This window comes from Stenotrophomonas sp. P2112 (assembly GCF_041897515.1).
In the GTDB taxonomy this organism is placed as follows: domain Bacteria; phylum Pseudomonadota; class Gammaproteobacteria; order Xanthomonadales; family Xanthomonadaceae; genus Stenotrophomonas; species Stenotrophomonas sepilia.
In genome coordinates, this window is sequence record NZ_CP169216.1 from 1,303,248 (window position 1) to 1,329,622 (window position 26,375).

The following is a 26,375-nucleotide window of genomic DNA, read 5'->3' on the forward strand; positions in this document are numbered from 1 at the left end:
TTGAACGTATAACGCGACCGTGAGCTGCTTGCGTACGGTGCTGCTGTTGAGCTGAGCATGCGCTCCTCTCCAGCTACTTCAGAGGACGACTGGAAGCACGAGTGGGCGACTCGTGTCGATCAATACTGGGAACAGTACGGTGTTGCGGTTGAGGATAGGGTCGCTGGACCCACGCCGGGAGCGGACGCAGAATTTGCTTATCGTCAGCTTCAAAATGTCGCCCTCGCTTCGGGTATGACAGCCGTCGGAGAGGTGATGGACAAGGGTCTCGATCGATGGTTCATGGACGAGAGTCGGCGAAACCTCGAGGCAACTTTGGAGGGTCTATCTTCGACGTTGAGCTTGATGCGGGGCTATGTATCATCTCTTCACCCTGACATCTACATGCAGGGTGCTATCGATCAATCGTCGGTCATGACGAAGACCGAAGAGATGGCTGCTTATCTTGCGATCCTGCCAAGTGGAGGTTCCACGTTCTCCCATTTTGTCGTGGTCGATGGTGTGACAGAGCGCGCCGGTGTCAAGGTTGTAGCTATTCGAGATCCTCATGGTGTTCAGTACTTCAGTGCATTGTCCACGTTCGAGAGAAATTTCTCAGGTGATGTTGTAGTTCCGAGGGGAGTGCAAAAATGAAATTGAGGGTTAGCTTTCCAGATAATCTTGCTTCTGAGGGTCTGATAAATCAGGAGCGAATTCCGTGCTTGTGTAAAGTGGCTGATTGCTTTGAGGTGGTCATTTTCGACAGCAGCCCTGAAGTCACAGGTGTTATGGAGGAGTGGGATCGTCGGGAGCTGGCGCTGCGGGCGGTTGCGGGCGCCGGCGGGAAGTACTCTCATTATGCGAGAGGGCTTATCACGATTCGGCCGGTGAGTTTGGGTCTCTATGATGTTATTGATCTGCAGTTCTTCTATGCCAGCATGGGGTGGTGTCCGGTGATTCGGGATGGGGAGTACGCCCCGCCACTATCTTATGAGGGTGACGGCTGGGGAGTTAGTAGCTAGGGCCATGTCGTCTCTTTGTTGGGTCCAATTTGAGGCGCGCAGGAATAGTTGGTGCGCTGGCGCCAAATGCCGCTTACTTCATTGGCAGCAAGCTGGACCCGAACCACGGCAGCTATCCCAATGCGACTCTGCAATTGCTGTCGCATGCGGTGTCGGGTGCGCTGTTGGCGGAAGCCAATGGTGGCAGCGCGGGAACCGGAGCGGTCTCCGCGGCTGGCGGCGAGTTGGCCGCGAGTGTACTGACCAGTACGTTGACCGGGGGAGATCCTTCCAGGCTGAGCCCGGAGCAGAAGGAGATGGTGCTGGCGTTGTCGCAGGCGGTTGGTGCACTGGCGAGTGGGTTGTCAGGGCAGGATCTGGCCGGGATCGCGTTGAATGCGGGGATTGCCAAGAACTCGGTTGAGAATAACTACCTTTCATTTGAGCAACGAACTGCCAAAGATACTGAAAGGGCGAAGTGCGGCAAGGATGATGTCTGCCGCCGTGAGGTTGAGGATCGTTGGGTAGATGTCAGTCAAGGTCAAAGTCGGGAAATGAAAGATCGCTATCTCTCGTATCTGTCTGAAGACGAGAGATCTGTGCTGTTTAATCTGAAGCCCGGAACCGTCGCGTATGATGAGATCATTGCTCTAGCAGTTATTCGTGAGAGTGGAAAATCGCCAGACTATGGTTCGATTTTCGCTCGGGACGTATCGCTTCTGAGAGAGAACGATTGGGTTGGTGCCTTGGTTGGCGGAATTCCAGCGGGCATGCGCCTTGCAGACAGGAATCGTCTGGAAATGGCGGTGTTGGGTCCTGTCTTTGCAATGCCCAGCGTGCTTTCTTCGCACGGGGGGGGCAAGTCCGGAGACAATTTCCCTAACCAATCAAATTGGATCCATTGCATGGGATGTGGCTGGAGCTGCGGTCGCCTTCGGCCCGAAATCAACAAGCTCTCGGAGTGGGGCGACAAAGGACCCGGCAGCAGTGGGGGAGGCGTTCCTCAGCCCAAGGTTATGGCATTTTGGGAAAATCCACTTCTGACCGATGTCAAATTCTCAAAGGGTCAGACCAGGTATAGTGCGGATCAGACGCAAACAAACGTTTCCGTTGGTGATGCGATCCGAACTCTTTAGGGTAATGGATATTCCAGGACTGTTTCCAAGGATGGGGCCGTGACCGTTTTACAGAAAGGGGATAATATCTACAGGTTCTATCCGAAGTCTTCTTCGGATGGTGTTCCATCTGCATCGCTTACCATTTCTGGCCAGAAAAAGCCTGTTCTGAAGATTTGTGTCATCGGGAATGAAAATGGAAAATGATTATCTATTTGAAATAAAAGAAAAGGTGGCGGGATTCGTTTCTCGCCTAGTCGATCTTGAAATGGATCTTCCTCAAATGGTTTTTAGGAGGTCTGGCTGGCGCTTCAGGTTCTTTGAGAGGCCAGCTCTGTTGAATGATGAAGTTATGTCAAATTTGATTGAAAGTTCATCAAGAACTTTTGGTCCAGGTATTTTTGTAAAATTCTCTCGATCGTCTGATTTGAATTCATTTTTGGTGATTGATAGTTCTTGCGTCGAGCGGGCATGTGATTCGGTCGCTGATGCTTATGAAAATAATTTGATGGACCTAGGATATCCAGTTATCTTTGGGGATCTGGAGGGGCGTTGGATCGGCTTTGAAAGTGTTTACGAGGAGTTGGGTGTCCTTGCAGTTAGAGATTCGATCCAGACACATGAGTTCATTTCGAATCTTGGTGAGGGATTGATTTCGGTTCGTGATTTGCAGGCGTGGGCCGTGGATGGGGGCGATCTTGAGAAGGCCGCAAGAGCTTTCTTGGCAGCCTATGATGATTGAATTTTAATGGTTGATGGTCGCGTTATCTTCGGTGCCTTTGCGCGGGTTAATTCGCCGTTGATCGATCCGATCAACAACGTCGTCGCGATGCGAAATTCCAATGATCGCCTGCCGAACATGCGAGGCATGGCGGCGCAAGAACATCTCGATGAAGGCCGCGAGCGATACCACGCTGTGGTGCGACCGCGACCGCCGACCGTATTGACGTCAAGACCGGCGGCGCGCTGACGATCGAGTCGTTGCAGGACATCGCCGAGAGCATGTCCAGGAACAGCCAGGTGGGTGGCCGCGTACAGGTGTCGTTCGGCACCGCGTGGAATGCAGACGGTTACGCCAGTGCAGGCAAGGCCAGCGGCAGTTATCAGGGTGTTGGCCAGCAGAGCGGCCTGTTTGCCGGCAATGGCGGGTACCACGTCGATGCCGGCCACGTGAACCTGGTGGGCGGGGCGATTGCCAGCACTAATGCAGGCAACAGTGAACTGACTGCGGACTCGCTGACGTTCACCGACCTGCAGAACCACATGGACTACGCAGCCAGCTCCGGCAGCATCAGTGGTGGTGCGGGCGGGAAGATGGATGGCTGGGCGCCCAAGCCGGGAACGGCCGCACCGCGAGGTGGTCCGGGCCTGCCGATGATGGAAAAGGGCAGCGACAGCAGCTCCACCCTTGCCACCTTGACCGAGGGCAACATCACCATCGGTGGCAAGCAGACGTCGGCGGCCGAGCTGGGCATCAACACCGACGCCAGTGGAGCGCATCGCGTGCTGGACGCATTGCCGGATGCGAGCAAGCTGCTGGCAGACCAGCAGGCGATGGCGGCTGCCGCTGGGACGGTGATGGCCACCAGCCAGCAGATTGCCTGGGATATTGGCAGTGCGGATGCGAAGAAGATCACGGACAAGTATCGGGAGCCGATGAGTCCCGAAGAGAAACGGGCATTCGACGCGCTTCTTCCCGATGAGCAGTTCAAGCGCCTGGTCGCGTTCGATGCAACCTACCCCGATGCGCTCGCTACCCAGCAAAAGTGGGCCCCGGATGGCGTCTATGGCCGCGCGCTCGGCGCAGTGACCAGCGCGTTGGTCGGTGGTGTTGAAGGGCTGGGACTGGGTCAGCTGGGTTCCAACGCGCTGGCGCCGTATGCGGCTGAACTGATCGGCAAGACGTTTGACCCGAACAAGCAGAGTGCTGTACCTAGCGAGGCCATGCAGATGCTGTCGCACGCGCTGCTGGGCGCGCTGTTGGCAGAGGCCAATGGTGGCAAGGCGGGGAGTGGGGCGTTGGCGGCCGGTGGTGGTGAGTTGGCGGCGAAATTCCTGGGTGACTACTACGCCAAACAGAATAAGGGGCAGTTGTCGCCCGAGCAGGCGGAGCAAGTAAGGGTGCTCGGGCAGGCAGTCGGCGCAATGGCGGGAGGACTTTCCGCTGCAGGAATTTCTGGCGCGACATTGGGCATGGGTATTGCAAAAAATTCCGTTGAGAATAACTACCTGAATCACGACGAGCGGATGGAGTACCTTCAGGCGACCGTTATCTGCTCTGATGCAGGTAAAGACTGCGATATCAAGGAAAACTTCGAGCGGCTCTCCGCTGAGCGCGATTACAAGCTGTTGATGGCGTGCCAAGTGCCAGGATCTGCCGCATGTGCTGAACAGCGCTCACTTGCGAAAATTGCATTGGAATCGCATAACTCACCTATATATAAGGGAGAGTATGACGCATGGATGGCGGAAAACGCCGATAAGCTCATCGCTGCAAGCAAGAATGCCGGTTCTGGGGTAAGCCTTGAAAAAATTGCCATTCACTCTTCTACCGAAGATCTGCAAAGGAAGGTGTACTGTTCGCTCGTTGGTGAGTGTGGTTCGAACACTGTCGATCTATTGCGTGGTGCAGGCTACGGTGCGGAAGCTGACTGGCTGTCGTCGACGAATCGAGCAGTCGCTGGTGCTGCCTTTGTAAATGGGCTCTGGACTGGGGGAAGAGACCTGGTAGCGGGTGCTGCAAGCATGAACCAGATCGGTGTTCTGCTGGGTTTGGTCTCGGATTACAAGGAGATGGACAAGCTTGGCTTGCAGGCCTTCTCCCAAAAACGCAACAACGCGATAAGCCAGGCCATCAATGAGTACATGGAGAAGACTGCGGGGTTGGCCTACTACTTAGCTGGTGGACGAAACTCGTGGAACTTTGAGGATGTCGACCAAGCAGCGAACGTTGGCGGAAAGCTCACTGTTGATATCGGAACCTCTTTGTTAGGGCCTGAGGCGTTCCTTGCAAAGGGGGCTAAGACCACCGCATTGGAGGCCGCTGCCTCGGAGGCGCTCGAACGAGCTCGAGTGGCGCGCTCGGTAAAATTGGAGCCGGATGGCTCGTTGCCGCCGCATTTGCTGCCAGATAACATTGTTGGGGATGGAAGTATTGCTCACTTGGGGGGGGTGTTAATTATCCGGACGGCATAGCATTCAAGGTCGATATTGATGCGCATATTTCTCGTCCAGATGGTTATTCTCAGAAGAACGGAATTTCTGGGGCGCACAATTCAGTGGAATTCAGGTCGGAGGCTGCGGCTCGTGGCGTGAAAATCGTAAGCGAGGTTTCCACGGATGTTCCGGGTGTTTCCGTTATTTCTTATCAGGTGCCGGCATTGGATCCTACTGGGAAAGTAATTGTGGGCTATAAAAATAAAGTCCAGACGAAGACGGTTTATGATCCGGCTATAATGTCAGATAGGAAGGTTTTGGCGCTCGGCCAGGAGGCTGCTGCGAAGGGTTACAAGGACGCTGTTGCTGCGGGGAAGAGGATATATGAGTCCAATGCGGGAGGCGTCTCTTTCGTTGTGTACATCGATGATGCTGGTGTAGTTAAAAATTTCCACCCTAAGTGAGGCTGTTATGAGTGATCAGTTGTTTGGATCTTGGATGGATAAGAGAGATTCTGATTGGGTGGTTTTTGCCTACTTTGATTGGATTTATTCGTCGGGAATGTTTATTCAGATGCTCGAGTGTCTATCAAGGGGGTGGGGTTTTGGTACCGATGATGTTGATTGTAGATTTCCGGATAACAATAGCTTCGACGTGGATGATCATTTTTCTGGGGTGGAATTTTCATATGGGCTCAAGTACGACCCGGACGTTGTAATTGTTAGTGATGAAGAGTTTAATAGATACCTGGGTATGGCATGTCTCAAGTATATAGAAAGAACTCCGGGATCGGCTGAGTACGTTCGCTCAATGCTGTGCCGGAATGAGCCGGGAAATGGCTAATCCAGACTGCGGCCCTGCTGATGATGGCAGCATCGTTAATGCGGGAGCCGTGGCTGGCGCTGTTGCCATCGCTGGTGAGCCGTCTGCTTACGCATTGCTGGCGAGCTCGCTGTGCCTGTGTCATCGCCAGAATATTATCGGGTGCTTCAGGGCTGGGTCTGGCTGGGGTCGCGTTGAATGTGGGGATTGCCAAGAATTCGGTTGAGAGCAACTGGCTTGGCAGGCCGGAAATCGCACTCATGGAGTCCGAGCGGGCTGCGTGAGGTGGCAAGTCCGGAGAGACGTCGATGGTGAGTTCAAGGTCCTTGATGACGTTGCCCGGACTTTGGGTGAGAAAAGAGCGGCAACAGAGCGAATTGACTTGTTTTCGGAGTTAAAGGCGTGCGCAAGCTGCTCAGGTGTGATAATGCGGTTTGGTGAGCGGTATCCGGAAATTCAGTTGAATATATCTACTGGGAAATGAGTGTGAGAAGGTGGGGTTACCTGGATTATTTGAATTCCATAAAGGCCGATGTTGCTGAGGGCTTGGAGGTGCTTGAGTATGATGTGTTTCAGTCATTGTATTTTGCGTATAGCTCTCTCGAGCTTAAGCTTCAACATGATCCCGATGAGGTTGTGTTTGCGGTGACTGCCGTTCTTGCGGTCATTATGGAGCGGGGGGTTCTGTCAAAATATAAAGATGCGGATGAGTTCGTAGTTGGATTTATGGATTGCTATGCGGGGGGTGGGGTTAGGGCGGGCGCTGCGTTGCTGCAGGGTGATGATCGGGATCATTTTAATGGTGATGTCGAGAGGGTGGCCGCCGCATTGGGGGGTATGGGGATTTGTCGGAGATGATGAGCGAATTCCTTCCGGTTTTTGATTGGAGGCTATTTGAGCTTTGATGATGCGCGCGGTGATGTCGGAGTGGATGGGGTGCTTGCAGTCGGTTTCGGTGCATTTGATGCTCGATTTATAACCGTCGTCAACATCGCGACTGCTGCATATGCTGGTGGATTTACTGCAGTACGAGTGGCTGGAGAAATGCGTTTTATATCAATCGTTACGAACTGCAAAACGGTCCGCTAGACCTTCCGGGGCTACAGTGACAGTTCCTGCCGCTCGAGGATGAGCCGGAGCAGGTCGTGACTGCAATCTGCGTAAGCGGTCTTGAATTAATCCGTGGCGAGTTTGGATAAAAGATAATGAAAGTAAGGATTGAACCCACCTTCGGCAGCGCCGTCGGTGAAGCGGTGCAGAGCACAGATGCAACCTCTGATGGGCCGAGCGAGAAGGACGCACTGGCGATCGTGGTAGGAGACCGGTTCTCCACCTACCTCCACTACTGGAGGCTGTACGACGCAAGCGGCGGGGCGCCAAGGCGCTGGAACTGGCCGGCATTCCTGTTCTCGTCACTCTGGCTCTTCTTCCGGCGCATGCATGCGTGGGGCGCGATCTGGTTCATCCTTTCGCCGTTGCTGATGACCACCTTCGTGCTGCTGGGGCTGCCATGGTTGTCCTTGCTCTCCTTCGTGGTGTTTCGCGTACTCGCAGGAATCCTGGCGAATCCGCTGTACCTAGCGCATTGCCGAAGGATTGTCCGCAAGGTTGATGCTGAGCATCGCGGGGCACATCGGCGGCACCTTGAGCTGCAGAAGGCTGGTGGTGTCAGCTACACCGCTCTGGTGATCGCCTTGGCGGTAACGGCCTCACAGAACACCCTGATCAAACTGATCGTTGGTTCGATATCAGAGCCAACGCCCACGCAGTCTGCTCTGCACGTGGCGGCGAGCCCGCCGGATCTGCCGGACCCGCAGATAGAGGAAGCGGAGCGTGTCGCGTATCAGGAGCAAATGCGTGCGATCGCAATGACGGCGTGGCCAGCAGGTGTTCCCATCGAGGGCAATGCCTGCGTTGTCGAGCTGCGACTGGCGCCCCCGGGGCGAGTGCTGGAGGCCAATGTTTTGGAGCCGTGCACGTTGAGCGAGGAGCAGCGCGAGATGATGCTGGGCGAGATCAGGCGCACGGACTTCACGATCGAGGGGAAGATGCGGTTCTTCAACCGGCATACCCTCATTGGATTGTGATCGCTGACATCCGGCGAGAGTCGCTCTGGAAATGGGGCATGCAGGGAGATTATTGGTGAAAGAACAGCTCTTGACGATCGAGGAAGCTCACATGGCGATGTTCTACTTCCTCCAGATCGACTATTCCCGCGGCCCCAGCGATGAGATCGGGGGCTGCTGGGTTCACTTGGCTGGAGTCTTAAGGAGGATCGAAGCCCCACGGATCCAGGTGCGTGGGAGGACTGGTTGGACGCGGTGAGAGCGTCCATGGGGAACAGCGAGGAGGGAATAAAGGATATGAGTGCTACCTACACTGATCTGAAGCGGTAGCCGGATTGTTGCGAGCTCCCATGGGTGAGGTGGGCAGGGGTAGTCCGTATGAATCAGGAATTCTTCAGGACAGAAATGAAGCCGAAGACGAAAGCGGCCATGCCGAGTCATGAAGCTGTTGGCTTCAGATTGATGGTTCGATAATGAGCATTTCGCTGTTTCTGGAAGTCGAAGCCGGTGCAGATCTGGGTGTCGTGCTGCACGCTCTGGATTCGATCCAGGCCGAGTACTCCGACGGTACTGACGGTCTGCGTGGATATCTTCCAGCATCCAACACCGGCTTCGGGTTCGGCATCGTCGACCCGCCGGAAGCTGTCGTAGCGGAAGGGATTGAGGCCTCGTGGCAGGTGGGCCTGCTGGGTTCGTTCCATTTCCGCGCGTGCGGGTTTGAAAGCGCCTGGGAGGAAATATGCCACTTCATCAAGCGTTACGCTGCGGCGTGCGGGTTCCGGTTTGTACTCTCCTTCCAGTTCGAGAGCGTCTATGCGGCAAGGCTCGGGAAGGATCTGGTCTTCCCGGGGCCAGCTACCCCGTAATGCCGCGCAACGGGCTGGCAGGTCCCTGTCTGATCCCATCTCGCTACCCGTGGCGATATACCTTATGGATAGAAAGCCCTCGTGAGTCGTCCTATTTCACACCTGTCTGCACAGTTCCAGAGTTTTAGATCGATATAATAATATCGACCCATAAAGTTTCCCCTGCCTGCGCCGCCATCGATCGTACGGCCATGATCAAGGGAATTGAGATGCTCGCCTTACGCAACCTCCGTGTGGGATCCCGGCTGGGGGCCGGGTTCGGTTTGCTGCTGCTGTTCATCGTGGCCATCGTCGGCCTGGCGCTGTACGGAAACCATCTGAAGTCTGCCCAGTTCTCGAAAGTGGTGGACGTCAACATGGTGAAGATGCGGCTGTTGAACGAGATGCTGGATACCAACAACGCGGTGCTGATGCATCGCCGGCTGATGGTGATCAAGCGCGGTGAGGATTTCGACAAGGATTATCAGAAGGCGCAGGAGCTGTCGCAGACCTACGACGGCATCTGGGCCAAGTACATCAAGATTCCACGCGATGCCACCGGTGATGCCCTGGTGGCGAAGATCGACGCGGCACGCAAGGCCACCGACGCCTCCACCCAGCATCTGCACGAGCGCATGAAGGCCGGTGATTTCGACGGTGCGGCCAAGGAACTGCTCGCCGAGCACGGACTGGCTACCGCATGGAACGAGACGATCTCGACCCTGCTGCGGCATCAGGAGACACTGACCGCGCGCAGCCGCGAGGAATACCGTTCAACCGAATCCTGGACAGGCACGCTGTCGATCGTGTTCGGCGTGCTGAGCCTGATACTGGGCTCGCTGGCCGCGTGGGCCATCACCCGCAGCCTGACCCGCCCGCTGGAAGGTGCGGTGAAGCTGGCCGACGGCATCGCCAACGGGCGGCTGGACAACAGCATCGACGCGTCCGGCAACGATGAGGTGACGCAGTTGCTCAGGTCGATGCAGCGCATGCAGGCGCAGTTGCAGTCGGTGATGGCGGCGCAGGGCGAGCTGGCCCGCCAGCACGATGCCGGCAGCCTCAGCTATCGCATGGATGAGAGTGCCTTCCCCGGCGACTACGGGCGCATGGTGCACGAGACGAATGCGCTGGTCGGCTCGCATGTGCAGGTGCAGAACCGGCTGATCGAAGTGATGAAGCATTACGCCCAGGGCGACCTGTCGGTGGACATGGATCCGCTGCCGGGCGAGAAGGCGGCGATCACCCAGGCAATGGACGAGACCAAGACCAGCCTGTCGGCGATCAACGGCGAGATCCGCCGGCTGGCGACGGCCGCGGCGGCGGGCGACTTCAGCCTGCGCGGCGATGAAGATCGCTTCGCCTACGATTTCCGCGACATGGTGGCAGGGCTCAATCGCCTGATGCAGACCACCGACGAGAACCTGGTGCAGGTGTCGACGCTGCTGCAGGCGATCTCGCGCGGTGACCTCACCGTACGCATGCAGGGCGACTTCCACGGCGTGTTCGCCCGCATGCGCGATGACTGCAATGCCACCGTCGATCAGCTCAAGCAGATTGTCGGCCGCATCCAGTCCAGTGCGTCCAGCATCAACCTCGCAGCAGGCGAGATTGCCTCGGGCAACACCGATCTGTCGCGGCGTACCGAACAGCAGGCGGCAAACCTGGAAGAGACGGCGGCGTCGATGGAGGAACTGACCTCCACCGTGAAGCAGAACGCCGAGCATGCACGCCAGGCCAATCAGCTCGCCATCGGCGCGCACGGTGTCGCCTCGCAGGGCGGCGAGGTGGTCGGCCAGGTGGTCACCACGATGTCGGCCATCGAAGCCTCGTCGAAGAAGATCGCCGAGATCATCAGTGTCATCGACGGCATCGCCTTCCAGACCAACATCCTGGCCTTGAACGCGGCGGTGGAAGCCGCGCGTGCAGGCGAGCAGGGCAGGGGCTTTGCGGTGGTGGCCAGTGAGGTGCGCACGCTGGCACAGCGCTCGGCCGGTGCAGCCAAGGAGATCAAGGGCCTGATCGAGGATTCGGTCGGCAAGGTCGCCGATGGATCGGCGCTGGTCCGCCAGGCCGGCACCACGATGGGCGAGATCGTGGCGTCGGTGCAGCGCGTGACCGACATCATGGCTGATATCTCCGCCGCATCGCAGGAGCAGAGCTCGGGCATCGAGCAGGTGAACCAGGCTGTGGTGCAGATGGATGAGACCACGCAGCAGAATGCGGCGCTGGTGGAAGAGGCCAGTGCAGCGGCACGCTCGATGGAAGAGCAGGCCAACCTGCTGGCTGAGGCGGTTTCGGTGTTCCGCACGGGTGCGGCGACGGCAGCGGCGGTGGTACGCCCCGCATTGGCAGCGGTAGCTGCGACGGTCACCCCGGTACGCCGGCCCGCTGCGCTTTCACCCCGCATCGAACCGACACTGGCGGCCAATGCCGGTGGTTGGGAAGAGTTCTAGAACGTGGCACGCCGGTAGGGAGACGGCGCCCATCACGATGGCTGATCGTGATGGGCGCGGATTTTCTTCCTGAACGCGCGATGGCCGATGAGGTGGCGGACACGCGCATTTCACTTCCGGTTGCCAACTGCGGGAGGACACTGGCGCCATACCGGAACTCAGGAGATGGCCATGAAGACCTCGACCCGATTGCTTGTGCTGGGCACCCTGCTGGCGGCTTCGTCGGTGGCCGGCGCGCAGACGTATGGGCCGCGCGATGAGGGACGCAAGTTCAACGACGGCAGCCGCGTGGTCTGCAAGAACGTGGAAGTGCAGCGCAACTCGCGCGATCCGAACCGCATTGCGGGTACGGCCACGGGCGCAGTGATCGGCGGCCTGCTGGGCAACCAGGTGGGCGGCGGCAATGGCAAAAAGCTCGCTACCGTGGCCGGTGCTGTGGCCGGTGGTGCGGCCGGTCGCCAGATCCAGGGCAACAGCCAGCAGAAGAACGGCGACCGCGTGGTCGAGCGCCGTTGCGAGCGCGTCTATCGTTGATCGGTTGCCGACAGCGCCCGTTCCGCCTTACACATCACAGTACTCGAACGCCGGCCCCGCGCCGGCGTTCTTCGTTGCAGGAAAAGGGGACGGAGGGGATTAAGTCGCAATCTCCCAAACCAGCCGGTTACGACTTAATCCCCTCCGTCCCCTTTTTTGCGAGGAGGCGCCAGGTGGCGAGGCTGCCGTAGAGCAGCAGCAGGACGGTGAGGGTGATCAGTTCGTGGCTGATGTCGGCCAGGCGGGCGTCCATCTGGTTCAGGCGCACCATCAGGTTGATGCCCGAGGTGGTCGGCAGCAGCTGTGCCAGCCAGACCAGCGGTTGCGGCGTCATCACCGCCGGCCACGACAGGTTGGCGAGGAAAAACAGCGGGATGGAGGTGGCGATGATGTACTGGAAGGCGCGCTCGCGGGTGCGGAAGAAGCTGCCGACGAACAGGCCGAACGCCACCGTCGCGGCGATGAACAAGGTGCCGCCCAGCAGCTGGCCCAGCGGGTTGCCTCCTCGTGGATAGTCCTGCACCCAGGCAGTGAAACCGGCGTACCAGAACAGGCCGAACAGGCCGATCAGGCCGAAGCCCAACGCCATGCCGGCCAGCGCCGGCAGGTCGAAGCGCAGGCGCCGGCCGAGCGCGAGGCGGCGGCCGCCGAGCAGAACGCCGATGCCCATCAACAGCGTCTGGTGCACGATCAGTTCGGCCACGCCGGGCACGATGGCGCTGCCATAGCCTTCCTGCGTGTTGTACAGCGGGCGCTGCACCAGGGTGACCGTCGGTGCCTGCGGCGCACCCATGAAGGCGGCCTGGCCGACCACCGCATCACGCCCGAACGCACCCAGCGCATCAGCTACGCTGCCCAGCACCCAGCTGGCGCGGCCCAGGTAGGCACCGTTGCCAAGCAATACCAGCTTGGCCGGATGGCCGCTCAGGATGTCGCGTTCCAGGTTGGCCGGGATCACGACGATGCCTTCGGCGTGGCCGGCTTCGAGCTGCTGGCGTGCGCTGTCGACGTCCGCCGGTTGCCCGACCACGCGCGCAACGCGCAGCGCGTCGAGCTTGCGCAGCAGCTCGCGGCTGGTCGCGCTGTGGTCTTCGTCCACCACCAGCACCGGCAGGTTGCCGGCCACCTGGTGCCGGTAGGCGGCTGGATAGAAGAACGAATACAGGATCACCGCACCGACCATCACCACGATCGCGTAGCGGTCGCACAGCACCGCCATCAGGGTCTGCCGCAGGCTGCGCCAGAGCATGCTCATGCGTCAGCCCCTGCGGATTGTGCGGCGGCAGGCGTGCGTGCAAAGGCGATCAGGCGCAGGCCGCCGATGCCACCGGCCACCACCGTCATCAACAGCAGCGTAGCCAGCGGCCATGCCGAAACCTGCAGCGGCGAGCCGATGAACTGCTGCTGGGTCTGCAGCTTGATGTAGGCGCTCAACGGCAGCAGCTGGTGCCAGACGCGGGTAAACAACGGCCCGTCCAGCACCGGGAAGGTGGCACTGGAAAACGCCAGTGCGGTGCCGATGCTCAGACCCACCGCGGACAGCGCGGTGCCCATGTCGCGGGTGACGCCGACGAAGAACAGCGCGTAGGCGGCCGTGGCCAGGTAGAACAACGGCTGCGCGAGCAGCAGCAGAAGCACGCTGCCGGCCACACCATCGCCGCGCAGCCACGCCAGGTAGCCGATGCCGAGCGCGCCATACAGCGAGAACAGCAGGAGGTACGGCGCGACCTTGCCGGCAATCGCCGACCACGGCGTGCGAGCCAGCCAGGCGGGCAGGGTGCCATCGCGGATCTCGCGGCCGAGGCTGCCGGCCACCGCAAGTGCCAGTACCAGTGACAGCACCGCCGGGAAGATCAGTGGCAGCAGGAACAATTCGTAGCTGCGCGCCGGGTTGTAGAGGATGTCCGACTGCACCGCGATCGGCGCCGCGCGCAGCTTGCCCGGGCCGACCTGCAGGCCGATGCGCTCGCGCAGCAGGCGTGCGTTCCATGCGGAAACCGCGTCGCCGATGTCGCGCGACGCCGACTGGCCGGTGGTCATGTAGGTGGCGTTGTAATAGGCGAACACCGTGCCCTGGCGCCCACGCAGCGCCTGCCGGGTGACATCGCGCGGCACCAGCACGATGGCGAACACGTCCAGGCTGCGCAGCTGCGATCGTGCCTCCTCCAGGTCCGCTGGTTGGCTGGCGATGCGCACGCCAGGGCTGGCATCGAGCATGCGCAGCAGCAGGCGGCTGTCACTGCTGTGGTCAAGGTCGACCACAGCAATCGGGATATCGCGCATCACCGACGGCGTGAACATCCATGCCATCACGACCAGCATCAGTAGTGGCAGCAGGGTGACCAGCAGCAGGTCGGCACGGTTGCTGCGCAGCGACTGCAGCTCGCGCCGCCACGAAGCGGCGAAGCCGTTGCGGTCCGGGCTCAGTGCTGGGGCCATGCGAACAGCACGCTCATGCCGGGGCGGAAGCCCTCGATGCGGCGTACCGGGCGCACCCGCACCTCGAAGCTGCGGACGTCATAGCCGGACGACTGGCGGGTGGTACGCCAGGTTGCGTAGTCGCCGGCCGGATTGATGAAGTAGACCTCGAACTCACCATCCAGGCCCAGCGCCGGCACGCTGCCCTGCAGTTTGCTGCCGACCTTCAGGCCCTGCATCTGCGATTCGCGCAGGTTCATCGCCACCCACATGCGGTCGATGTCGACCAGGGTGAACACCGGATAGCCGGCTGGCACCAGCTCGCCCGGATCGGCCATGCGCTTGTTGATCTCGCCCGCCACCGGCGTACGTCCTTCCACTTCTGCTCGCGCGGCGTTGACCTCGGCCACCGCGCCCTGCGCCTGCTGTACCTGGCCCTGCGCGGCGCGCTTGTCCTGCTCGCGGGCGCCGGCCAATGCCATGTCGTACTGCGCGCGGGCGGCGCGGGCCAGTTCGCGCGAACTGGTGGCCTGGGCATGCGCTTCATCGCGCTTCTGCCGGGTCATCACCCCTTCGTTGAACAGGTTCTGCACGCGCTGGTAGGTCGCTTCGGCCAGCGTCGCGCCGGCTTCGGCCCGCTTCCAGTTCGCTTCGGCGGCTCGGATGTCTTCGCTGCGCGCGCCTTCATCGGCCTTGTCGGCCACCGCCTGCGCAGCGGCCAATGCGCCGTGCGCCTGCTGTTCCTTGGCGGCCACTTCGGGACTGTCGAGCAGGAACAGCACCTGCCCGGGCTGCACGCGATCGCCCTCGCGCACCTTCAGCTCGGCCACGCGCGCGGTGATCTTGGCGGCCACGTTGATCGTGTCCGCATCGGCCATGCCCTGGATCTGGTCGGCCGGGCTGCGCCAGGCCAGCCACAGGCCGAGCACCACCGCGACCAGCAGGACCACCAGCAGGATCGGTCCCAGCCGTCGCTTGCCGGGGGGCGTCGTCGCATCGTCGTGCAGCACATCACTCATGGTCGATCACCTCGTCCGCACGCCGCCGGAATTCTTCGAAACGGTCCATCTGTCCACTGATCTCCAGCAACTGTGCCAGCGCAATGTCGTATTGGTAGGCGGCCTGTGCGCGCTCGACACGGGCGCCGCCCAGGCCGAGCCGCGCATCGATCACATCCAGCGAGGTGGCCTGGCCTTCGCGGAATGCCAGCTCCTGCAGGCGCAGGTTTTCCTGTGCCTGGGTGATGCTGCTGTCGAGCAGCACGAACTGCTGGCGCGCGGTCTCAAGTTCGTTCCAGGCCTTGCGCACGCCCAGTGCGACCTGGTTCTCGGCCTCGCGCAGGCCCGCTTCGGCCTGGTCCTGCTGCGCACGCGCGGCGCTGATCTGCGCCGGCCGCGAGTTCGGCGACAGGAAGGTGTACTTCAGGCCGATGCCGAACGCCCAGTCCGGATCGGTCAGCATCTCGTCGCGGCGGCGGAAGTCGTACTGGCCGAAGGCGAAAATCTGCGGCTTCAGCTTGGCCTGCTGCACGCGCACGCCCTGTTCGGCCTGCGCCACCATCGCGCGCAAGCGCGCGATCTGCGGCTGGCGCGCCTGCGCCGTGCGCTCGAAGCTGGCCACCGGTTCCATCGGCACGCGCTGCACGAACAGCGGCGACACCGGCTGCACCTCGCCACCACTGCGCAGCAGCGTGGCCAGCGCGGCCTTCAGCGTAGCCAGATCGTTCACCGTCTTCTGGTATTCGCGCTCGGCCTTGTCGCGGGCCACGGTGGCCTGCAGGCGCTGGGCGCGGGTGGCGAAGCCCTCGCGCTCCAGCTTTTCTGCATCGGACAGGTGGCGGTTGAGGCCGTCGCGTACGTCGCGGCGCACGTCCACCGCCTGCTCGGCCAGGCGCTGGCCGAAGTAGGCCTGGGCCAGCTGCACGGTCAATGATTGGCGCTGTGCCTCGCGCTCGGCGTTGGCCTGCTCATGGGCGGCGCTGGCCGCACGTTGCGCGGCCGGGATCACGCCGCCGGTGTACAGCGGCAGCACCGCGGTCACTACCGGGCGTGTACGCCAGTCGCGCTCGGTGAACGACAGCGGCGAATCGATACCGAAGGCTTCAGCCACGGGCGCCAGCGAACCCAGTGGCAGGGTCAGGGTCTTCTGGAACTGCAGGCGGCGTACTTCGCCGGTGATCTCCGGCAGGCGCAGCAGGCGCGTGGCGTCCTGCAGGTCCTGCTTGTTGCGTACCGCTGCATCAGCCGCCGCCAGCGCATCGGAGACCTGCTCCAGGCGTTGGCGTGCCTGTTCCCAGTCCAATGCGGGGGTGTCGTTGCTGTTCTGCGCGGACGCAGCGGTTGGCAGGCAGGTCGCCAGCACCAGCGCCAGCGCGGCCTTCGCGCGGTGCATCCTTGTACGTCGGCCGATCACGCCCATGCCGTCCCAGTGGTAAAGAAGTGCGCAAACGGTAGTGCGCGCGGCGTGAAGCCCGAGTCTGCGGTCATCGGATTGTCCTCAACGAAGGGTGCCGCTGGCTGCAGTGCGCAGCGCCTGGGTGATGTGCTGCAGCGTGCTTGAGCGCACGGCGGCATGTTGCCAGTACAGCGGCACATCCAGCCAGCGGCGGGGTTCCAGTACCACCACGCGGCCGGCGCGCACGGCGGGCGCGACCAGGGTTTCCGGGGCCATGCCCCAACCGAGTCCGCACGCGGCGGCTTCGACGAAACCGGTGGAAGAGGGCAGGTAGTGTAGCGGCGGCTGCAGTCGCGCGCGGGTCAGGCGCCGCACGAAGCGCCATTGCAGTTCATCCTTGCGGTTGAACACCAGCATCGGTGCGCGCGCCAGGGCCGCGGCCTGCATGCCATCGTTGAAGTATTGGCGGGCGAAGCCGGGCGAAGCGATCGCGTGGTAACGCATGGCGCCGAGCGGGTGCACGTTGCAGCCCTTCACCGGCTGGCTTTCGGCGGTCACTGCGCCGAGCACGCTGCCATCGCGCAGCAACTGCAGGGTGTGGTCCTGGTCGTCCATGCGCAGGTCGAACAGGTAGCCATGGCGCTGGTGCAGGTCAGCGATGGCGGGCACGAACCAGGTATCAAGCGAGTCGTCGTTGACCGCCAGGGGGATGGGCGTACGCGTAGCGTCGTTGCCACGCTCGGGTAGCAGCTCGGCCAGCGCCTCGGCTTCCAGTGCCTGCATCGGGCGTACCCGGCGCAGCAGCGCTTCCCCCGCAGCAGTCGGTCGGCAGGGTGCCTGGCGCACCACCAGGACCTGCCCGAGCCTGTCTTCCAGCGCCTTGATCCGTTGCGACAGTGCTGATGGGCTGATCGACAGGCGGCGTGCCGCAGCCTCGAAGCTGCCTTCTTCCAGCACCGCAGCGAATGCGGCCAATTGTGGATGTACCAGATCCATGCCGGTGCCCCTTCAGTTTTCCTGCACAGGATAAAGAAAAATCAGATTGTCTAAACATCGCCATTGGCCTCACCCTGCGTGTCCCCTCGCTGCCTGGCCTGTCCTGATGTGGATCGCCGCTACCGCCGCCGGCCTGTTCGCAGGTGCCGGCCTGATCATCGCCATCGGCGCACAGAATGCCTTCGTGCTGCGCCAGGGCCTGCAGCAGCGGCATGTGGGCAGGGTGGTGCTGGCCTGCGCCGGCGCGGACATCGCGTTGATCCTGGCCGGCGTCGGTGGCATGGGCGCGCTGGTGCTGCAGTGGCCGTTGCTGCTGCAGGTGCTGCGCTTCGGTGGTGCGGCGTTCCTGCTCTGGTATGGCGTGCAGGCGGGACTGCGTGCGTGGCGCGGTGGTGGCGTACTGGCCGCCACCGAGGCGCAGGGCGGCAGCGGACGGCAGGTGCTGCTGACCTGCCTGGCGTTCACCCTGCTCAACCCGCATGTCTATCTGGATACGGTGGTGCTGCTGGGCAGCCTGTCCACGCGTTACCCGGGTGACCTGCGCTGGGCGTTCGCCGCCGGTGCGTGCGCCGCCAGCGTGGCCTGGTTCTGCACGCTGGGCTATGGCGCGCGCCTGTTGCAGCCGGTGTTCCGCAGGCCGGACGCCTGGCGGGTGCTGGATGGGGGCGTCGCGATCTTCATGTTCTGCCTGGCAACGGTGCTTCTGTTGCGTCCGCTCTAGGCCGCATCCACCGCGCACAATGGCGCTTCGCCGGGGCGCAGGGTCAGTACGCGCACACCGTTGCGGGTGACCGCCACCGTGTGCTCGAACTGCGCCGACAGCTTGCCGTCGCGGGTGTAGACCGGCCATTGGTCCGGCTGCTGGCGGATGGCCGGCTTGCCCTGGTTGAGCATCGGCTCGATGGTGAACACCATGCCCTCCTCCAGCACCCTGCCGGTGTTGGGATGGCCGTAGTGCAGGATCTGCGGTTCCTCGTGCATTTCCTGGCCGATGCCATGGCCGCAGTATTCCTTCACCACGCTGTAGCCGTGGCTGCGCGCGTGGCGGGCGATGGCGTGGCCGATGTCGCCCAGGCGTGCACCGGGGCGCACCGCAGCGATGCCTTTCCACATCGCCTGATAGGCGGTCCGCACCAGCCTGCGCGCGGCGTAGTCGACCTCGCCCACCAGGTAGGTGGTGCTGGAGTCGGCGATGTAGCCGTTCTTCTCCAGGGTGATGTCGAGGTTGACGATCTGGCCGTTACGCAGCACGTCGGTGGTGCTGGGTACGCCGTGGCAGATCACGTTGTCGATCGAGGCGTTGAGCACGTACGGGAAGCCGTACTGGCCCTTGCTGGCCGGCCGCGCCTGCAGCTCGTCAACGATCATACGTTCGACGAAATCGTTGATCTCCATCGTGCTGCGGCCCTGCAGTGGCAGCCGGTCGAGCGCGGCGAACACCTGCGCAAGCAGGCGCCCGGATTCGGCCATCAGCGCGATCTCGTCGGGGCGCTTGATGATCGCCATCTGCTCAGACCTGTCCCGGTGCCAGCAGCGGCGGCTGCACGCCGGCAGCCCGCAGTTCGCTGGCGACGATGTCCTGGAAGCTCAGCGTGGGATTCATTTCGCACAGCATGCCGACCCGGATCCAGAAGTTGGCCTGGGCGTTGATCGAACGGCTGGAGACAGTGCAGGCACGGCGCAGCTGGTCGTGCAGGGTGTCATCGATGTTGACGATGCCCATGGGCGGTCCTGGCGGAGTTGATATACGAAGCATATATGTTTCGTATATATGCCTCAAGTCCGCATTGTTCAGTCCAGGTGGGTGGCAAAACGCAGGCGGTTGCCGTCGGGGTCGCGCAGCAGCATCTCGCGGCTGCCCCAGTCGGTGTCATGCGGTGGCTGCTCGATCGGCACGTTGGCGGCGCTGAAGGCGCGGTACAGGCTGTCGACGTCGTCGACGATGAAGTACACCGCGCCGCCGACCTCGCAGTCACCGCTGTGCTCGGTGAGGAAGATCGTCTGGCCATCGCGGGTGAGCTGGGCGAACAACGGCAAACCGGCTTCGAAGCGGTGTTCCCAGTCGACCACGAAACCCAGCCCCTGCACGTAGAACGGCAGGGTGGTATCGGCATGGCGCATGCGCAGTTGCGGGATGACGGTCTGGGGCATGGCGAGGGCTCCGGGTCGGGAGTCCAGTGTAGTGCCGGCCGCTGGCCGGCATTCCTGTGAGCCCGGGAACAACGAGGTTGCCGGCCAGCGGCCGGCACTACCGAAGCCACGCCGGCCAACGGCCGGCATTGCCGACGCGGTCAGCAGGCCGTCGGTGCGGCGGCGATTGCCGCCAGCAGTTCGCGGTTCACCTTCTGGTGACGCGCCTGCCAGACGGGAAGATCATCGGCCCTGATGTCCGGTTGGCCATCCAGCGACGACAGCCAGCGCTTGAAGCGGCTCTGGTAGCTGGCCAGCGAAACTTCGCCGGTGATGTCACTGCCGACCAGGCCACCGGCGCGCAGTGCTTCGATCACCACCAGTGCGTGTTCCAGCTGGAAGCGGCCCTGGTCCCAGTTGCTGCGCGCAACGTCCTCGGCGAATACATCCTTGTCGATCGACAGGTAGGTGGGCTGCGGGGATGTGGCCTGCTCGGCGGCGAACGCGGCGACCAGTGCCTCCGGGTGCTCGAAGCGTCGGAACGCACGGCCCATGCCGAGGCGGTGGCCCCAGCCCACGTCCACGTCCATGCACCAGTACGTCAGGCGTCCACCCATCAGCGGTCGCCAGTGGTTCTCCCAGGCATGACCGAGGCCGATATCGCTGGAAGTGATGCCGAGCACATGGATGTGCGAGATCTGCGGCAGCTTGCTGGCGGCGTTCACCCACGAGCCGCAGTGCATGCCGAGCGGGAACCGCATGTTGTCCGGATGGTTGTCCAGCACCACCAGCTGGAACGGGGCCTGCCCGCGCATGCGGCGCAGCAGTGGCAGGCTGAGGTGGTGGAAGTCGCCACTGCCGAGCATGACGGTTCCGAGCTGGGCCGGCAGTGGTGCCAGCACGTCAGCGGCGAAACGGTCCAGGGTGGCATTGCTGCAGGCAAAGCGCAGCGGGTCATGCCACTGCGGCAGGGCCAGGGTCTGCGCCTGTGGCAGCGGCAGCACGCCACCGTCCAGGTCCAGGATCAGCGGGGAACGCAACGGCATCATTCAACCGCCTCCATCAGGTTCGCCCTGCAGATAGGGTGCCAGCCTGCGCAGCGCAGCGCGCAGCAGCGGGGAGCGTGCGTGGATCGCGTGCCGGGTGGAGGTGAAGCGCGCACCCAGTTCGGCCTTGATGCGCGAGTCGGTCCAGCCGGCCACGTAGTGGCTCAGGCCGTGCCGCAGCGCGTACTCGAGGTTGTGCATCCAGCTGACCGCGTACAGGTTGTGCTCGCGCGACTGCGGATAGGCCAGGCCGATGTACTTGTCCACCAGCTTGCCGGCATGCACGTAGCACAGGTTCCAGCCGATCAACCGGCCCTGGTGGCGGTACAGGAACATCCGTCCCTGGCCCTGGCTGTCGGCCAGCAGGTACTGGAAATAGGGCAGGTCGAGCTGGTCGAAATGCACCGCGCTCTGCGCGTATACGTCCAGGTACAGCGCGTACAGTTCGGCCTGCAGTTGCGGGTCGGCCAGGGCCGGGTTGCCGGTGGCGATGCAGTCGATCTGCAGGTCATCGCGCGAACGCAACTTGCGACGGATGTTCTTGCGGCGCGAGGATGACAGGCGGCCGAGATAGTCGTCGAGCGAATCGAAATCGATCGCCACCCAGGCCAGCGGCATGCCTTCCAGTTCGACGAAGCCGCGTGCCAGCAGCGCCTGCAGGAAGGCGCCGCTGTGTGCGTTGGCCGCGTCGTCCAGCAGCGGTGATTCGACTGCCAGGTCCTTCACCACCAGCAGCCGGGTATCGCCGATCGCGTGACGCGTCACGTCCTCGGCCAGCGCCTCCGGGGCAACGTGTGCCGGCAGCGGGGTGTACTCGGTGCTGGTGGCACCGACGAAGCGCGTCTTCCAGGTGATCCACGGCCGCCACAGGCGCGACAGCGGCAGGCCGAGCAGCCTGCTGCGCAGTTCGTCATCCATCGTGGTGGTCAGGTCCAGCGGCGCACGGAAGGTCGGCAGGCCGCTGGGAAGGCGGCCTGCCTCGAATCCGAGCGGCGGGTGGGCCAGGAAGCCCTCCAGCAGCGCGGTCGGTTCCAGCGCGGTGCTGGATGGGCGTGACGTCATCTCCATCGGCACGGGAACCGGCAGCGCATCGACCTCAGCCCTTGGCCTTGGTCAGCGCCTGGTCGAGCAGGGTGATCGCCAGGTCGATTTCTTCGTAGCTGATGTCCAGCGACGGCGCGAAGGTGATCACGTTCTTGTACCAGCCACCCACGTCGAGCACGAGGCCCATGCGCTTGCCGTCGTGCAGCAGGTCACCGGCCAGGCCGATGTCGACCATGCGGTCCAGCAGCTCCTTGTTCGGGGTGTAGCCGTCGGCCTGGCAGATTTCCGCACGCAGCGCCAGGCCCAGGCCGTCGACGTCGCCGATTTCCGGGTGGCGCTTCTGCAGGCCGCGCAGGCCGTCGAGGAAGTACGCGCCCTTTTCCGGCACGGTGCGCTCGTAATCCATTTCCTTGCCCAGCTTCAGCACTTCCAGGCCCAGGCGGGTGCCCAGTGGGTTGGAATTGAAGGTGGAGTGAGTGGAGCCCGGCGGGAACACGGTCGGGTTGATCAGCTCTTCGCGCGCCCACAGGCCCGACAGCGGGTTCAGGCCGTTGGTCAGCGCCTTGCCGAACACCAGCACGTCCGGGGTCACGCCGAAGTGCTCGATCGACCACAGCTTGCCGGTGCGCCAGAAGCCCATCTGGATTTCATCGACGACCATCAGGATGCCGTACTTGTCCAGCACGCGCTTGAGGCCGGTGAAGAAGTTGCGCGGCGGGATGACGTAGCCACCGGTGCCCTGGATCGGCTCGACGTAGAACGCGGCGTACTCGGCCTGGCCGACCTTGGGATCCCACACGCCGTTGTACTCGCTTTCGAACAGGCGCTCGAACTGCCACACGCAGTGGTCGGAGTACTCGTCCGGGGTCATGCCCTTCGGGCGACGGAAAGGGTACGGGAACGGGATGAACATCGCGCGCTCGCCGAAGTGGCCGTAGCGGCGGCGGTAGCGGTAGCTGGAGGTGATCGACGACGCACCCAGGGTGCGGCCGTGGTAGCCGCCCTCGAAGGCGAACATCAGGCTCTTGCCGCCGCGCGCGTTGCGCACGATCTTCAGCGAGTCTTCAATGGCCTGCGCACCGCCGACGTTGAAGTGCACGCGGCCGTCGAGGCCGAACTTCTCGTGCATGTCCACGGCAATGGTCTTGGCCAGCTGCACGCGGGTCGGGTGCAGGTACTGGCTGGCGACCTGCGGCAGGGTGTCGATCTGGTCCTTCAGTGCATCGTTCAGGCGCTTGTTGCTGTAGCCGAAGTTGCACGCCGAGTACCACATCTGCAGGTCGAGGTAGGGCACGCCCGCGCCGTCGAACATGTAACTGCCTTCGCCGCGCTGGAAGATCTTCGGCGGATCGACGTAGTGGACGGTGTCGCCGAAGGAGCTGTAGCGGGCTTCGTCGGCCAGCAGCTGCGCATCGGAGGCAGCGGCGTCGGCGTTCTTGTCAAAAATATTCATGCAGTTCGGTTCCGTGAAGGACGTTCGAAAGGGGTAACAGGGGAGCGCGCCTGGAAGGGAGTGCTCAGGCGGTGGCAAGCAGCAGGGGCAGTGCGGCGGGCTGCGGGCTGGCGTCGAGGCGACGTGGCTGCAGCAGGCTGCCATCGAGCAAGCGCGGCAGCAGTGCGATTGCATCGTGGAAGGTGTCGATGGCGGCATGCTCGATGCCGGCATTCGTGCAATGGGTAATCAGGCGGCGCTTGGCGAACACGAAGTCGGCGTCTTCGGACACGCAGAAGTCCGAGCTGCCGTCGCCGATCATCAGCACGCGCGGTGCTTCGTTGGCGCGCGCCTGCGCGGCGCAGGCGCATTTGCAGGTGCCACTGCGGCAGCCTTCGGCCTGGTAGGGCGATTCCAGTTCCCAGTGGTCATCGCACCAGCGCAGGTGGTTGGCCACCACCGGCAGCTGCGCCAGGCCGTGGTTGGCGAGGATGCGATGGATCGCATAGTCCAGGCCGTCGCTGACGATGCGCAGTGGCAGGCCCAGCTGCTCGGTGCGAGCGACGAAGGCGACGAAACCTGGATCGATCTGCACCTGGTCCAGATGGGCATCAAGCGTGGCCGGATCCAGTTCCAGCAGCCGCACCTGGCCCTGCATGCATTCACGCGAGCCGATCTTTCCCGCCTTCCACTGGTCTTCCAGTTCCTGCCAGCCCGGTTGGCCGTACTTTTCCAGCAGCGAGTCGATGACATCTTCGAGGCTGATGGTGCCGTCGAAGTCACACAGGATGCTCCAATGCATGGGCAGGTCCGTCGATGAGAAAGGCGTCCGGCACATTGCCGGGGCAGGCTCAATGTAGGCAGGCCGCCTTTCTCGTTCCTTTCCTGTTGAAAGGCGCTTTTGACGGGCTGGGAAAGCGTTCAGGAAAGTACATGGATGAATGCGCGGAGCGCAGGCCACGCATGCACGTGCGGGTCAGGCGCGGGCTAGGACCTGCAGTATTTCGCCCGTTTCCTCACGGGTCTGCCAGGCGCTGTTGCCAAGGGTGAGCATGCGTGCGGCGAAGTCACGTGCATTGGGCACGTCCTCCTGCGGCACGATGCCACGCAGGTAGGCGTAGTCGGGCAGGGCATGGATGAACATGCGGCTGGCACCGAGGCCGCGCGGCCACAGGTCGTCCAGCGCGGCATCGCGCGCGCGCTGGCTGGGCAGCAGCAGCATCAGCATCGGCCAGGTGCCGCCGGTGCCGGCCAAGCCATCGACCACCTCCACCGCTGGCAGTTGTGCCAGCTGCACGCGCAACTGCAGTGCGCGCAGGCGCCCGGCCTGCAGGAACGCCGGCAATCGCCGCGCGGCATGGGCACCGATGTTCTGTCGCCATCGACTGACCCGGTGCTGCGGTATGTCCAGCGGGAAAATGTCACCGACCGCGTCTTCCAGATCGCCACGCTGCAGTGCGCTGCGCAGCGGATTGCCGTACACCAGCGACAGCAGCGAGGGGCGATAGCAGGCGGCAAGGCCAAGCAGCTGCACACTGCGAAGCAGCTCCCAGCGCAGGTTGAAGCGCACCTGTTCGGCGGCATGCTCGGCCAGTTCGGCGCGCAGTTCGTCATCGCGGCTGACCAGCAGGCCGCCTTCGTGCAGGCTCAGCCCCTTGCCGGCGGCCAGGCTGAAGAATCCGATGTCGCCACGCAGGCCGACACTGCTGTTGCCCACCCGTGCGCCCAGCGCCTGTGCGGCATCTTCGATGACCCAGGCGCCGGCGCTGCGGGCGATGTCGCAGGCCCGTTCGACATCGGCGATGCGACCGCCGAGGTGGGTTGGCAGGATGGCCAACGTACGCGCATCGGCCAACCGTTCGAGTTGGCCGGGATCGAAGTCGAAGTGGCCGCGCCGGGTATCGCACAGCTGCACGCGCAGGCCGAGGCTGTGCACCGCGATCGGCACCAGCGGGCAGGTGTAGGCCGGCATGATCACTGTGTCGCGCCTGGGTGCGCGCTTGCGCAAGGTGCGCAGGGCGATCAGCAGCGCGTGCGTGCCGGAACAGGTCAGCTGCAGCGGCGGCGTGCCCAGCTGGTTGGCCAGGATCCCGCGCAGGTCACCACCACCGGGAAGGAAGTCGCTGGCCTGCATCGGCAGGCCGGCGGTCGGTGGCAGTTCGCGCGCGAACAGGCTCATCGCAGCCCGCTCACGAGGTGCTTTCGGCGGGGCTGTGCGGGTCGTCCGCTTCCGCGCGGCCGAGGCAGACGATGCCGGCCACGATCAGTACCGCACCGACCAGGTGGTGCAGGGTGAGCGGCTCTTTCAGCAGCCAGGCCGACAGCAGCAGCACACTGATCACTTCCAGGTGCGAGGCCGCGAATGCCGGGCCGATCGGCGCATGCCGCAGCAGGCTCATCCAGGTGAAGAACGCACCCACGTAGCCGAGGATGGCGCCGTACACCCATGGTTGCGACAGCACGCGCAGCAGCCAGGTGGTGTTGGCCTCGACCGGCAGCGCAGCATCGCCGGCGTACTTGAAGCACAGCTGGGCCAGGGTGTCGAAGGCCATCAGCAGGGGGAAGCCGATCACATACAGGCGCCTCATGAGCCGGCCCCCACCACCGCCACGCCTGCTGTGACCAGCAGCATCCCGGTCACCCGCAATGGCGTGAGCTTCTCGCGGAACAGGATGCGGCCGGCGATCATCAGCGCCACGATGTTGATCGAGCCCAGCAGCACGCCCTTGGACAGCGGAACCAGTGACAGGAAGGCGATCCAGGCGACGAACTCAAGCACGTAACAGGCGATGCCGATCCACAGCCAGGGGCGGCTGAGCATGTGCTTCCAGCGCTGCAGTCCCTCGCCCTCCTGCGGGTCGCTGGCGGCGGCCTTGAAGGCGAGCTGGCCACCGGTATCGAGCACGACATTGGTCAGCCACAGCAGCGTGGCAAGTGCCCCCAT

The 26,375-nt window shown here is 62.7% G+C and carries 31 protein-coding genes; 15 read left to right on the top strand and 16 right to left on the bottom strand.

The window, feature by feature from the left end:
- Positions 1-57: 57 nt before the first annotated feature.
- The 8 genes from ACEPA4_RS06055 to cdiI all read left to right on the top strand — a co-directional run bounded on the left by ACEPA4_RS06055 (position 58) and on the right by cdiI (position 6,094).
- Complete coding sequence (locus ACEPA4_RS06055; RefSeq protein ID WP_139726896.1) at positions 58-633, top strand: hypothetical protein; 576 nt, start codon at positions 58-60, stop codon at positions 631-633.
- Entirely contained in the window at positions 630-1,001 is a 372-nt protein-coding gene (locus ACEPA4_RS06060; protein ID WP_050562685.1) for a hypothetical protein, read from the top strand. The genes ACEPA4_RS06055 and ACEPA4_RS06060 overlap by 4 nt, the downstream gene beginning before the upstream one ends.
- A gap of 29 nt (positions 1,002-1,030) precedes the next feature.
- Entirely contained in the window at positions 1,031-2,116 is a 1,086-nt protein-coding gene (locus ACEPA4_RS06065) for a VENN motif pre-toxin domain-containing protein (protein WP_374083020.1), read from the top strand.
- Between the two features lie 175 nt (positions 2,117-2,291).
- A complete protein-coding gene (locus ACEPA4_RS06070; protein ID WP_139726898.1) occupies positions 2,292-2,837 on the top strand; it encodes a hypothetical protein in 546 nt (181 codons plus the stop codon).
- Between the two features lie 6 nt (positions 2,838-2,843).
- Positions 2,844-3,065, top strand: coding sequence for a hypothetical protein (locus tag ACEPA4_RS06075; RefSeq protein ID WP_231109072.1), 222 nt, complete (start codon positions 2,844-2,846; stop codon positions 3,063-3,065).
- A gap of 11 nt (positions 3,066-3,076) precedes the next feature.
- Positions 3,077-5,290 (top strand): VENN motif pre-toxin domain-containing protein, encoded by a 2,214-nt coding sequence (locus ACEPA4_RS06080; RefSeq protein ID WP_374083021.1) that lies wholly within the window; start codon positions 3,077-3,079, stop codon positions 5,288-5,290.
- Positions 5,291-5,406: 116 nt separating this feature from the next.
- Complete coding sequence (locus ACEPA4_RS06085) at positions 5,407-5,715, top strand: CdiA family toxin C-terminal domain-containing protein (protein WP_343234772.1); 309 nt, start codon at positions 5,407-5,409, stop codon at positions 5,713-5,715.
- 34 nt (positions 5,716-5,749) lie between these two features.
- The gene (gene cdiI, locus ACEPA4_RS06090) at positions 5,750-6,094 is read left to right on the top strand and encodes a ribonuclease toxin immunity protein CdiI (RefSeq protein WP_353089338.1); all 345 of its coding nucleotides are present in this window, start codon (positions 5,750-5,752) and stop codon (positions 6,092-6,094) included.
- Here the strand turns inward: cdiI and ACEPA4_RS06095 are convergent.
- Positions 6,015-6,335, bottom strand: a complete 321-nt coding sequence (locus ACEPA4_RS06095; protein WP_171955815.1) for a hypothetical protein — start codon at positions 6,333-6,335, stop codon at positions 6,015-6,017. The two genes, cdiI and ACEPA4_RS06095, sit on opposite strands and share 80 nt — an antisense overlap.
- Before the next feature lie 18 nt (positions 6,336-6,353).
- On the opposite strand from ACEPA4_RS06095, the gene ACEPA4_RS06100 reads away from it, so the two are divergent.
- The 6 genes from ACEPA4_RS06100 (at position 6,354) to ACEPA4_RS06125 (ending at position 11,971) form a co-directional block, all read left to right on the top strand.
- The gene (locus ACEPA4_RS06100; RefSeq protein ID WP_199161080.1) at positions 6,354-6,557 is read left to right on the top strand and encodes a deaminase domain-containing protein; all 204 of its coding nucleotides are present in this window, start codon (positions 6,354-6,356) and stop codon (positions 6,555-6,557) included.
- 29 nt (positions 6,558-6,586) lie between these two features.
- Positions 6,587-6,931 (top strand): hypothetical protein, encoded by a 345-nt coding sequence (locus ACEPA4_RS06105; protein WP_171955911.1) that lies wholly within the window; start codon positions 6,587-6,589, stop codon positions 6,929-6,931.
- 347 nt (positions 6,932-7,278) lie between these two features.
- The gene (locus ACEPA4_RS06110) at positions 7,279-8,160 is read left to right on the top strand and encodes a DUF2628 domain-containing protein (RefSeq protein ID WP_139726903.1); all 882 of its coding nucleotides are present in this window, start codon (positions 7,279-7,281) and stop codon (positions 8,158-8,160) included.
- 452 nt (positions 8,161-8,612) lie between these two features.
- A complete protein-coding gene (locus ACEPA4_RS06115; protein ID WP_171955912.1) occupies positions 8,613-9,005 on the top strand; it encodes a hypothetical protein in 393 nt (130 codons plus the stop codon).
- Positions 9,006-9,214: 209 nt separating this feature from the next.
- Positions 9,215-11,437, top strand: a complete 2,223-nt coding sequence (locus ACEPA4_RS06120; protein ID WP_171955913.1) for a methyl-accepting chemotaxis protein — start codon at positions 9,215-9,217, stop codon at positions 11,435-11,437.
- Between the two features lie 165 nt (positions 11,438-11,602).
- Entirely contained in the window at positions 11,603-11,971 is a 369-nt protein-coding gene (locus ACEPA4_RS06125) for a glycine zipper 2TM domain-containing protein (protein ID WP_005415760.1), read from the top strand.
- Between the two features lie 127 nt (positions 11,972-12,098).
- Here the strand turns inward: ACEPA4_RS06125 and ACEPA4_RS06130 are convergent, their stop codons facing one another.
- The 5 genes from ACEPA4_RS06130 to ACEPA4_RS06150 form a co-directional block, all read right to left on the bottom strand.
- Positions 12,099-13,226, bottom strand: a complete 1,128-nt coding sequence (locus tag ACEPA4_RS06130) for an ABC transporter permease (protein ID WP_262090870.1) — start codon at positions 13,224-13,226, stop codon at positions 12,099-12,101.
- Positions 13,223-14,410: an ABC transporter permease gene (locus tag ACEPA4_RS06135; RefSeq protein ID WP_235648064.1), complete on the bottom strand. Its 1,188-nt coding sequence runs from the start codon at positions 14,408-14,410 to the stop codon at positions 13,223-13,225. Before ACEPA4_RS06135 ends, ACEPA4_RS06130 begins: the two co-directional genes overlap by 4 nt.
- Positions 14,395-15,408: an HlyD family secretion protein gene (locus ACEPA4_RS06140; RefSeq protein ID WP_262090871.1), complete on the bottom strand. Its 1,014-nt coding sequence runs from the start codon at positions 15,406-15,408 to the stop codon at positions 14,395-14,397. Before ACEPA4_RS06140 ends, ACEPA4_RS06135 begins: the two co-directional genes overlap by 16 nt.
- Positions 15,401-16,807, bottom strand: coding sequence for a TolC family protein (locus tag ACEPA4_RS06145; RefSeq protein WP_065186717.1), 1,407 nt, complete (start codon positions 16,805-16,807; stop codon positions 15,401-15,403). Before ACEPA4_RS06145 ends, ACEPA4_RS06140 begins: the two co-directional genes overlap by 8 nt.
- Positions 16,808-16,885: 78 nt before the next feature.
- The gene (locus tag ACEPA4_RS06150) at positions 16,886-17,779 is read right to left on the bottom strand and encodes a LysR family transcriptional regulator ArgP (RefSeq protein WP_065196521.1); all 894 of its coding nucleotides are present in this window, start codon (positions 17,777-17,779) and stop codon (positions 16,886-16,888) included.
- A 106-nt stretch (positions 17,780-17,885) separates the two neighbouring features.
- Here ACEPA4_RS06150 and ACEPA4_RS06155 point away from each other — a divergent pair, with 106 nt between their 5' ends.
- A complete protein-coding gene (locus ACEPA4_RS06155) occupies positions 17,886-18,500 on the top strand; it encodes a LysE/ArgO family amino acid transporter (RefSeq protein ID WP_065186715.1) in 615 nt (204 codons plus the stop codon).
- Here ACEPA4_RS06155 and map read toward each other — a convergent pair.
- From map to ACEPA4_RS06205, 10 genes are all read right to left on the bottom strand, one after another.
- Positions 18,497-19,279, bottom strand: a complete 783-nt coding sequence (map, locus tag ACEPA4_RS06160) for a type I methionyl aminopeptidase (RefSeq protein WP_170944914.1) — start codon at positions 19,277-19,279, stop codon at positions 18,497-18,499. The two genes, ACEPA4_RS06155 and map, sit on opposite strands and share 4 nt — an antisense overlap.
- A gap of 10 nt (positions 19,280-19,289) precedes the next feature.
- A complete protein-coding gene (locus tag ACEPA4_RS06165; protein ID WP_005415768.1) occupies positions 19,290-19,502 on the bottom strand; it encodes a ParD-like family protein in 213 nt (70 codons plus the stop codon).
- A gap of 68 nt (positions 19,503-19,570) precedes the next feature.
- Positions 19,571-19,930 (bottom strand): VOC family protein, encoded by a 360-nt coding sequence (locus tag ACEPA4_RS06170; protein WP_053498166.1) that lies wholly within the window; start codon positions 19,928-19,930, stop codon positions 19,571-19,573.
- A gap of 140 nt (positions 19,931-20,070) precedes the next feature.
- Positions 20,071-20,955, bottom strand: coding sequence for a hypothetical protein (locus ACEPA4_RS06175; RefSeq protein ID WP_065196595.1), 885 nt, complete (start codon positions 20,953-20,955; stop codon positions 20,071-20,073).
- 3 nt (positions 20,956-20,958) lie between these two features.
- Complete coding sequence (locus tag ACEPA4_RS06180) at positions 20,959-22,023, bottom strand: GNAT family N-acetyltransferase (RefSeq protein ID WP_065179651.1); 1,065 nt, start codon at positions 22,021-22,023, stop codon at positions 20,959-20,961.
- Positions 22,024-22,051: 28 nt separating this feature from the next.
- Positions 22,052-23,452, bottom strand: coding sequence for an aspartate aminotransferase family protein (locus tag ACEPA4_RS06185; protein ID WP_005408663.1), 1,401 nt, complete (start codon positions 23,450-23,452; stop codon positions 22,052-22,054).
- A gap of 64 nt (positions 23,453-23,516) precedes the next feature.
- Positions 23,517-24,233 carry an MtnX-like HAD-IB family phosphatase gene (locus ACEPA4_RS06190; protein WP_005415773.1) on the bottom strand — a complete coding sequence of 239 codons (717 nt, stop codon included), beginning with the start codon at positions 24,231-24,233 and terminating at the stop codon, positions 23,517-23,519.
- A gap of 174 nt (positions 24,234-24,407) precedes the next feature.
- Positions 24,408-25,610 carry a DegT/DnrJ/EryC1/StrS family aminotransferase gene (locus ACEPA4_RS06195; protein WP_134956316.1) on the bottom strand — a complete coding sequence of 401 codons (1,203 nt, stop codon included), beginning with the start codon at positions 25,608-25,610 and terminating at the stop codon, positions 24,408-24,410.
- Between the two features lie 10 nt (positions 25,611-25,620).
- Positions 25,621-26,019 carry a multidrug efflux SMR transporter gene (locus ACEPA4_RS06200; RefSeq protein ID WP_032954032.1) on the bottom strand — a complete coding sequence of 133 codons (399 nt, stop codon included), beginning with the start codon at positions 26,017-26,019 and terminating at the stop codon, positions 25,621-25,623.
- Positions 26,016-26,375, bottom strand: coding sequence for an EamA family transporter (locus ACEPA4_RS06205; RefSeq protein ID WP_065186714.1), 360 nt, complete (start codon positions 26,373-26,375; stop codon positions 26,016-26,018). The genes ACEPA4_RS06200 and ACEPA4_RS06205 overlap by 4 nt, the downstream gene beginning before the upstream one ends.

Excerpts from the sequence above, each read along its gene's own strand:
- ACEPA4_RS06075 (WP_231109072.1), top strand. The coding sequence starts at position 2,844 with ATGGTTGATGGTCGCGTTATCTTCGGTGCCTTTGCGCGGGTTAATTCG.
- ACEPA4_RS06155 (WP_065186715.1), top strand. The coding sequence starts at position 17,886 with ATGTGGATCGCCGCTACCGCCGCCGGCCTGTTCGCAGGTGCCGGCCTG.
- ACEPA4_RS06110 (WP_139726903.1), top strand. The coding sequence starts at position 7,279 with ATGAAAGTAAGGATTGAACCCACCTTCGGCAGCGCCGTCGGTGAAGCG.
- cdiI (WP_353089338.1), top strand. The coding sequence starts at position 5,750 with ATGGATAAGAGAGATTCTGATTGGGTGGTTTTTGCCTACTTTGATTGG.
- ACEPA4_RS06120 (WP_171955913.1), top strand. The coding sequence starts at position 9,215 with ATGCTCGCCTTACGCAACCTCCGTGTGGGATCCCGGCTGGGGGCCGGG.
- ACEPA4_RS06115 (WP_171955912.1), top strand. The coding sequence starts at position 8,613 with ATGAGCATTTCGCTGTTTCTGGAAGTCGAAGCCGGTGCAGATCTGGGT.
- ACEPA4_RS06130 (WP_262090870.1), bottom strand. The coding sequence starts at position 13,226 with ATGAGCATGCTCTGGCGCAGCCTGCGGCAGACCCTGATGGCGGTGCTG.
- ACEPA4_RS06200 (WP_032954032.1), bottom strand. The coding sequence starts at position 26,019 with ATGAGGCGCCTGTATGTGATCGGCTTCCCCCTGCTGATGGCCTTCGAC.
- ACEPA4_RS06190 (WP_005415773.1), bottom strand. The coding sequence starts at position 24,233 with ATGCATTGGAGCATCCTGTGTGACTTCGACGGCACCATCAGCCTCGAA.
- ACEPA4_RS06205 (WP_065186714.1), bottom strand. The coding sequence starts at position 26,375 with ATGGGGGCACTTGCCACGCTGCTGTGGCTGACCAATGTCGTGCTCGAT.
- ACEPA4_RS06185 (WP_005408663.1), bottom strand. The coding sequence starts at position 23,452 with ATGAATATTTTTGACAAGAACGCCGACGCCGCTGCCTCCGATGCGCAG.
- ACEPA4_RS06165 (WP_005415768.1), bottom strand. The coding sequence starts at position 19,502 with ATGGGCATCGTCAACATCGATGACACCCTGCACGACCAGCTGCGCCGT.
- ACEPA4_RS06070 (WP_139726898.1), top strand. The coding sequence starts at position 2,292 with ATGGAAAATGATTATCTATTTGAAATAAAAGAAAAGGTGGCGGGATTC.
- ACEPA4_RS06180 (WP_065179651.1), bottom strand. The coding sequence starts at position 22,023 with ATGGAGATGACGTCACGCCCATCCAGCACCGCGCTGGAACCGACCGCG.
- ACEPA4_RS06060 (WP_050562685.1), top strand. The coding sequence starts at position 630 with ATGAAATTGAGGGTTAGCTTTCCAGATAATCTTGCTTCTGAGGGTCTG.
- ACEPA4_RS06095 (WP_171955815.1), bottom strand. The coding sequence starts at position 6,335 with ATGAGTGCGATTTCCGGCCTGCCAAGCCAGTTGCTCTCAACCGAATTC.
- ACEPA4_RS06140 (WP_262090871.1), bottom strand. The coding sequence starts at position 15,408 with ATGAGTGATGTGCTGCACGACGATGCGACGACGCCCCCCGGCAAGCGA.
- ACEPA4_RS06170 (WP_053498166.1), bottom strand. The coding sequence starts at position 19,930 with ATGCCCCAGACCGTCATCCCGCAACTGCGCATGCGCCATGCCGATACC.
- ACEPA4_RS06145 (WP_065186717.1), bottom strand. The coding sequence starts at position 16,807 with ATGGGCGTGATCGGCCGACGTACAAGGATGCACCGCGCGAAGGCCGCG.
- ACEPA4_RS06055 (WP_139726896.1), top strand. The coding sequence starts at position 58 with ATGCGCTCCTCTCCAGCTACTTCAGAGGACGACTGGAAGCACGAGTGG.
- ACEPA4_RS06135 (WP_235648064.1), bottom strand. The coding sequence starts at position 14,410 with ATGGCCCCAGCACTGAGCCCGGACCGCAACGGCTTCGCCGCTTCGTGG.
- ACEPA4_RS06175 (WP_065196595.1), bottom strand. The coding sequence starts at position 20,955 with ATGCCGTTGCGTTCCCCGCTGATCCTGGACCTGGACGGTGGCGTGCTG.
- ACEPA4_RS06150 (WP_065196521.1), bottom strand. The coding sequence starts at position 17,779 with ATGGATCTGGTACATCCACAATTGGCCGCATTCGCTGCGGTGCTGGAA.
- ACEPA4_RS06195 (WP_134956316.1), bottom strand. The coding sequence starts at position 25,610 with ATGAGCCTGTTCGCGCGCGAACTGCCACCGACCGCCGGCCTGCCGATG.
- ACEPA4_RS06125 (WP_005415760.1), top strand. The coding sequence starts at position 11,603 with ATGGCCATGAAGACCTCGACCCGATTGCTTGTGCTGGGCACCCTGCTG.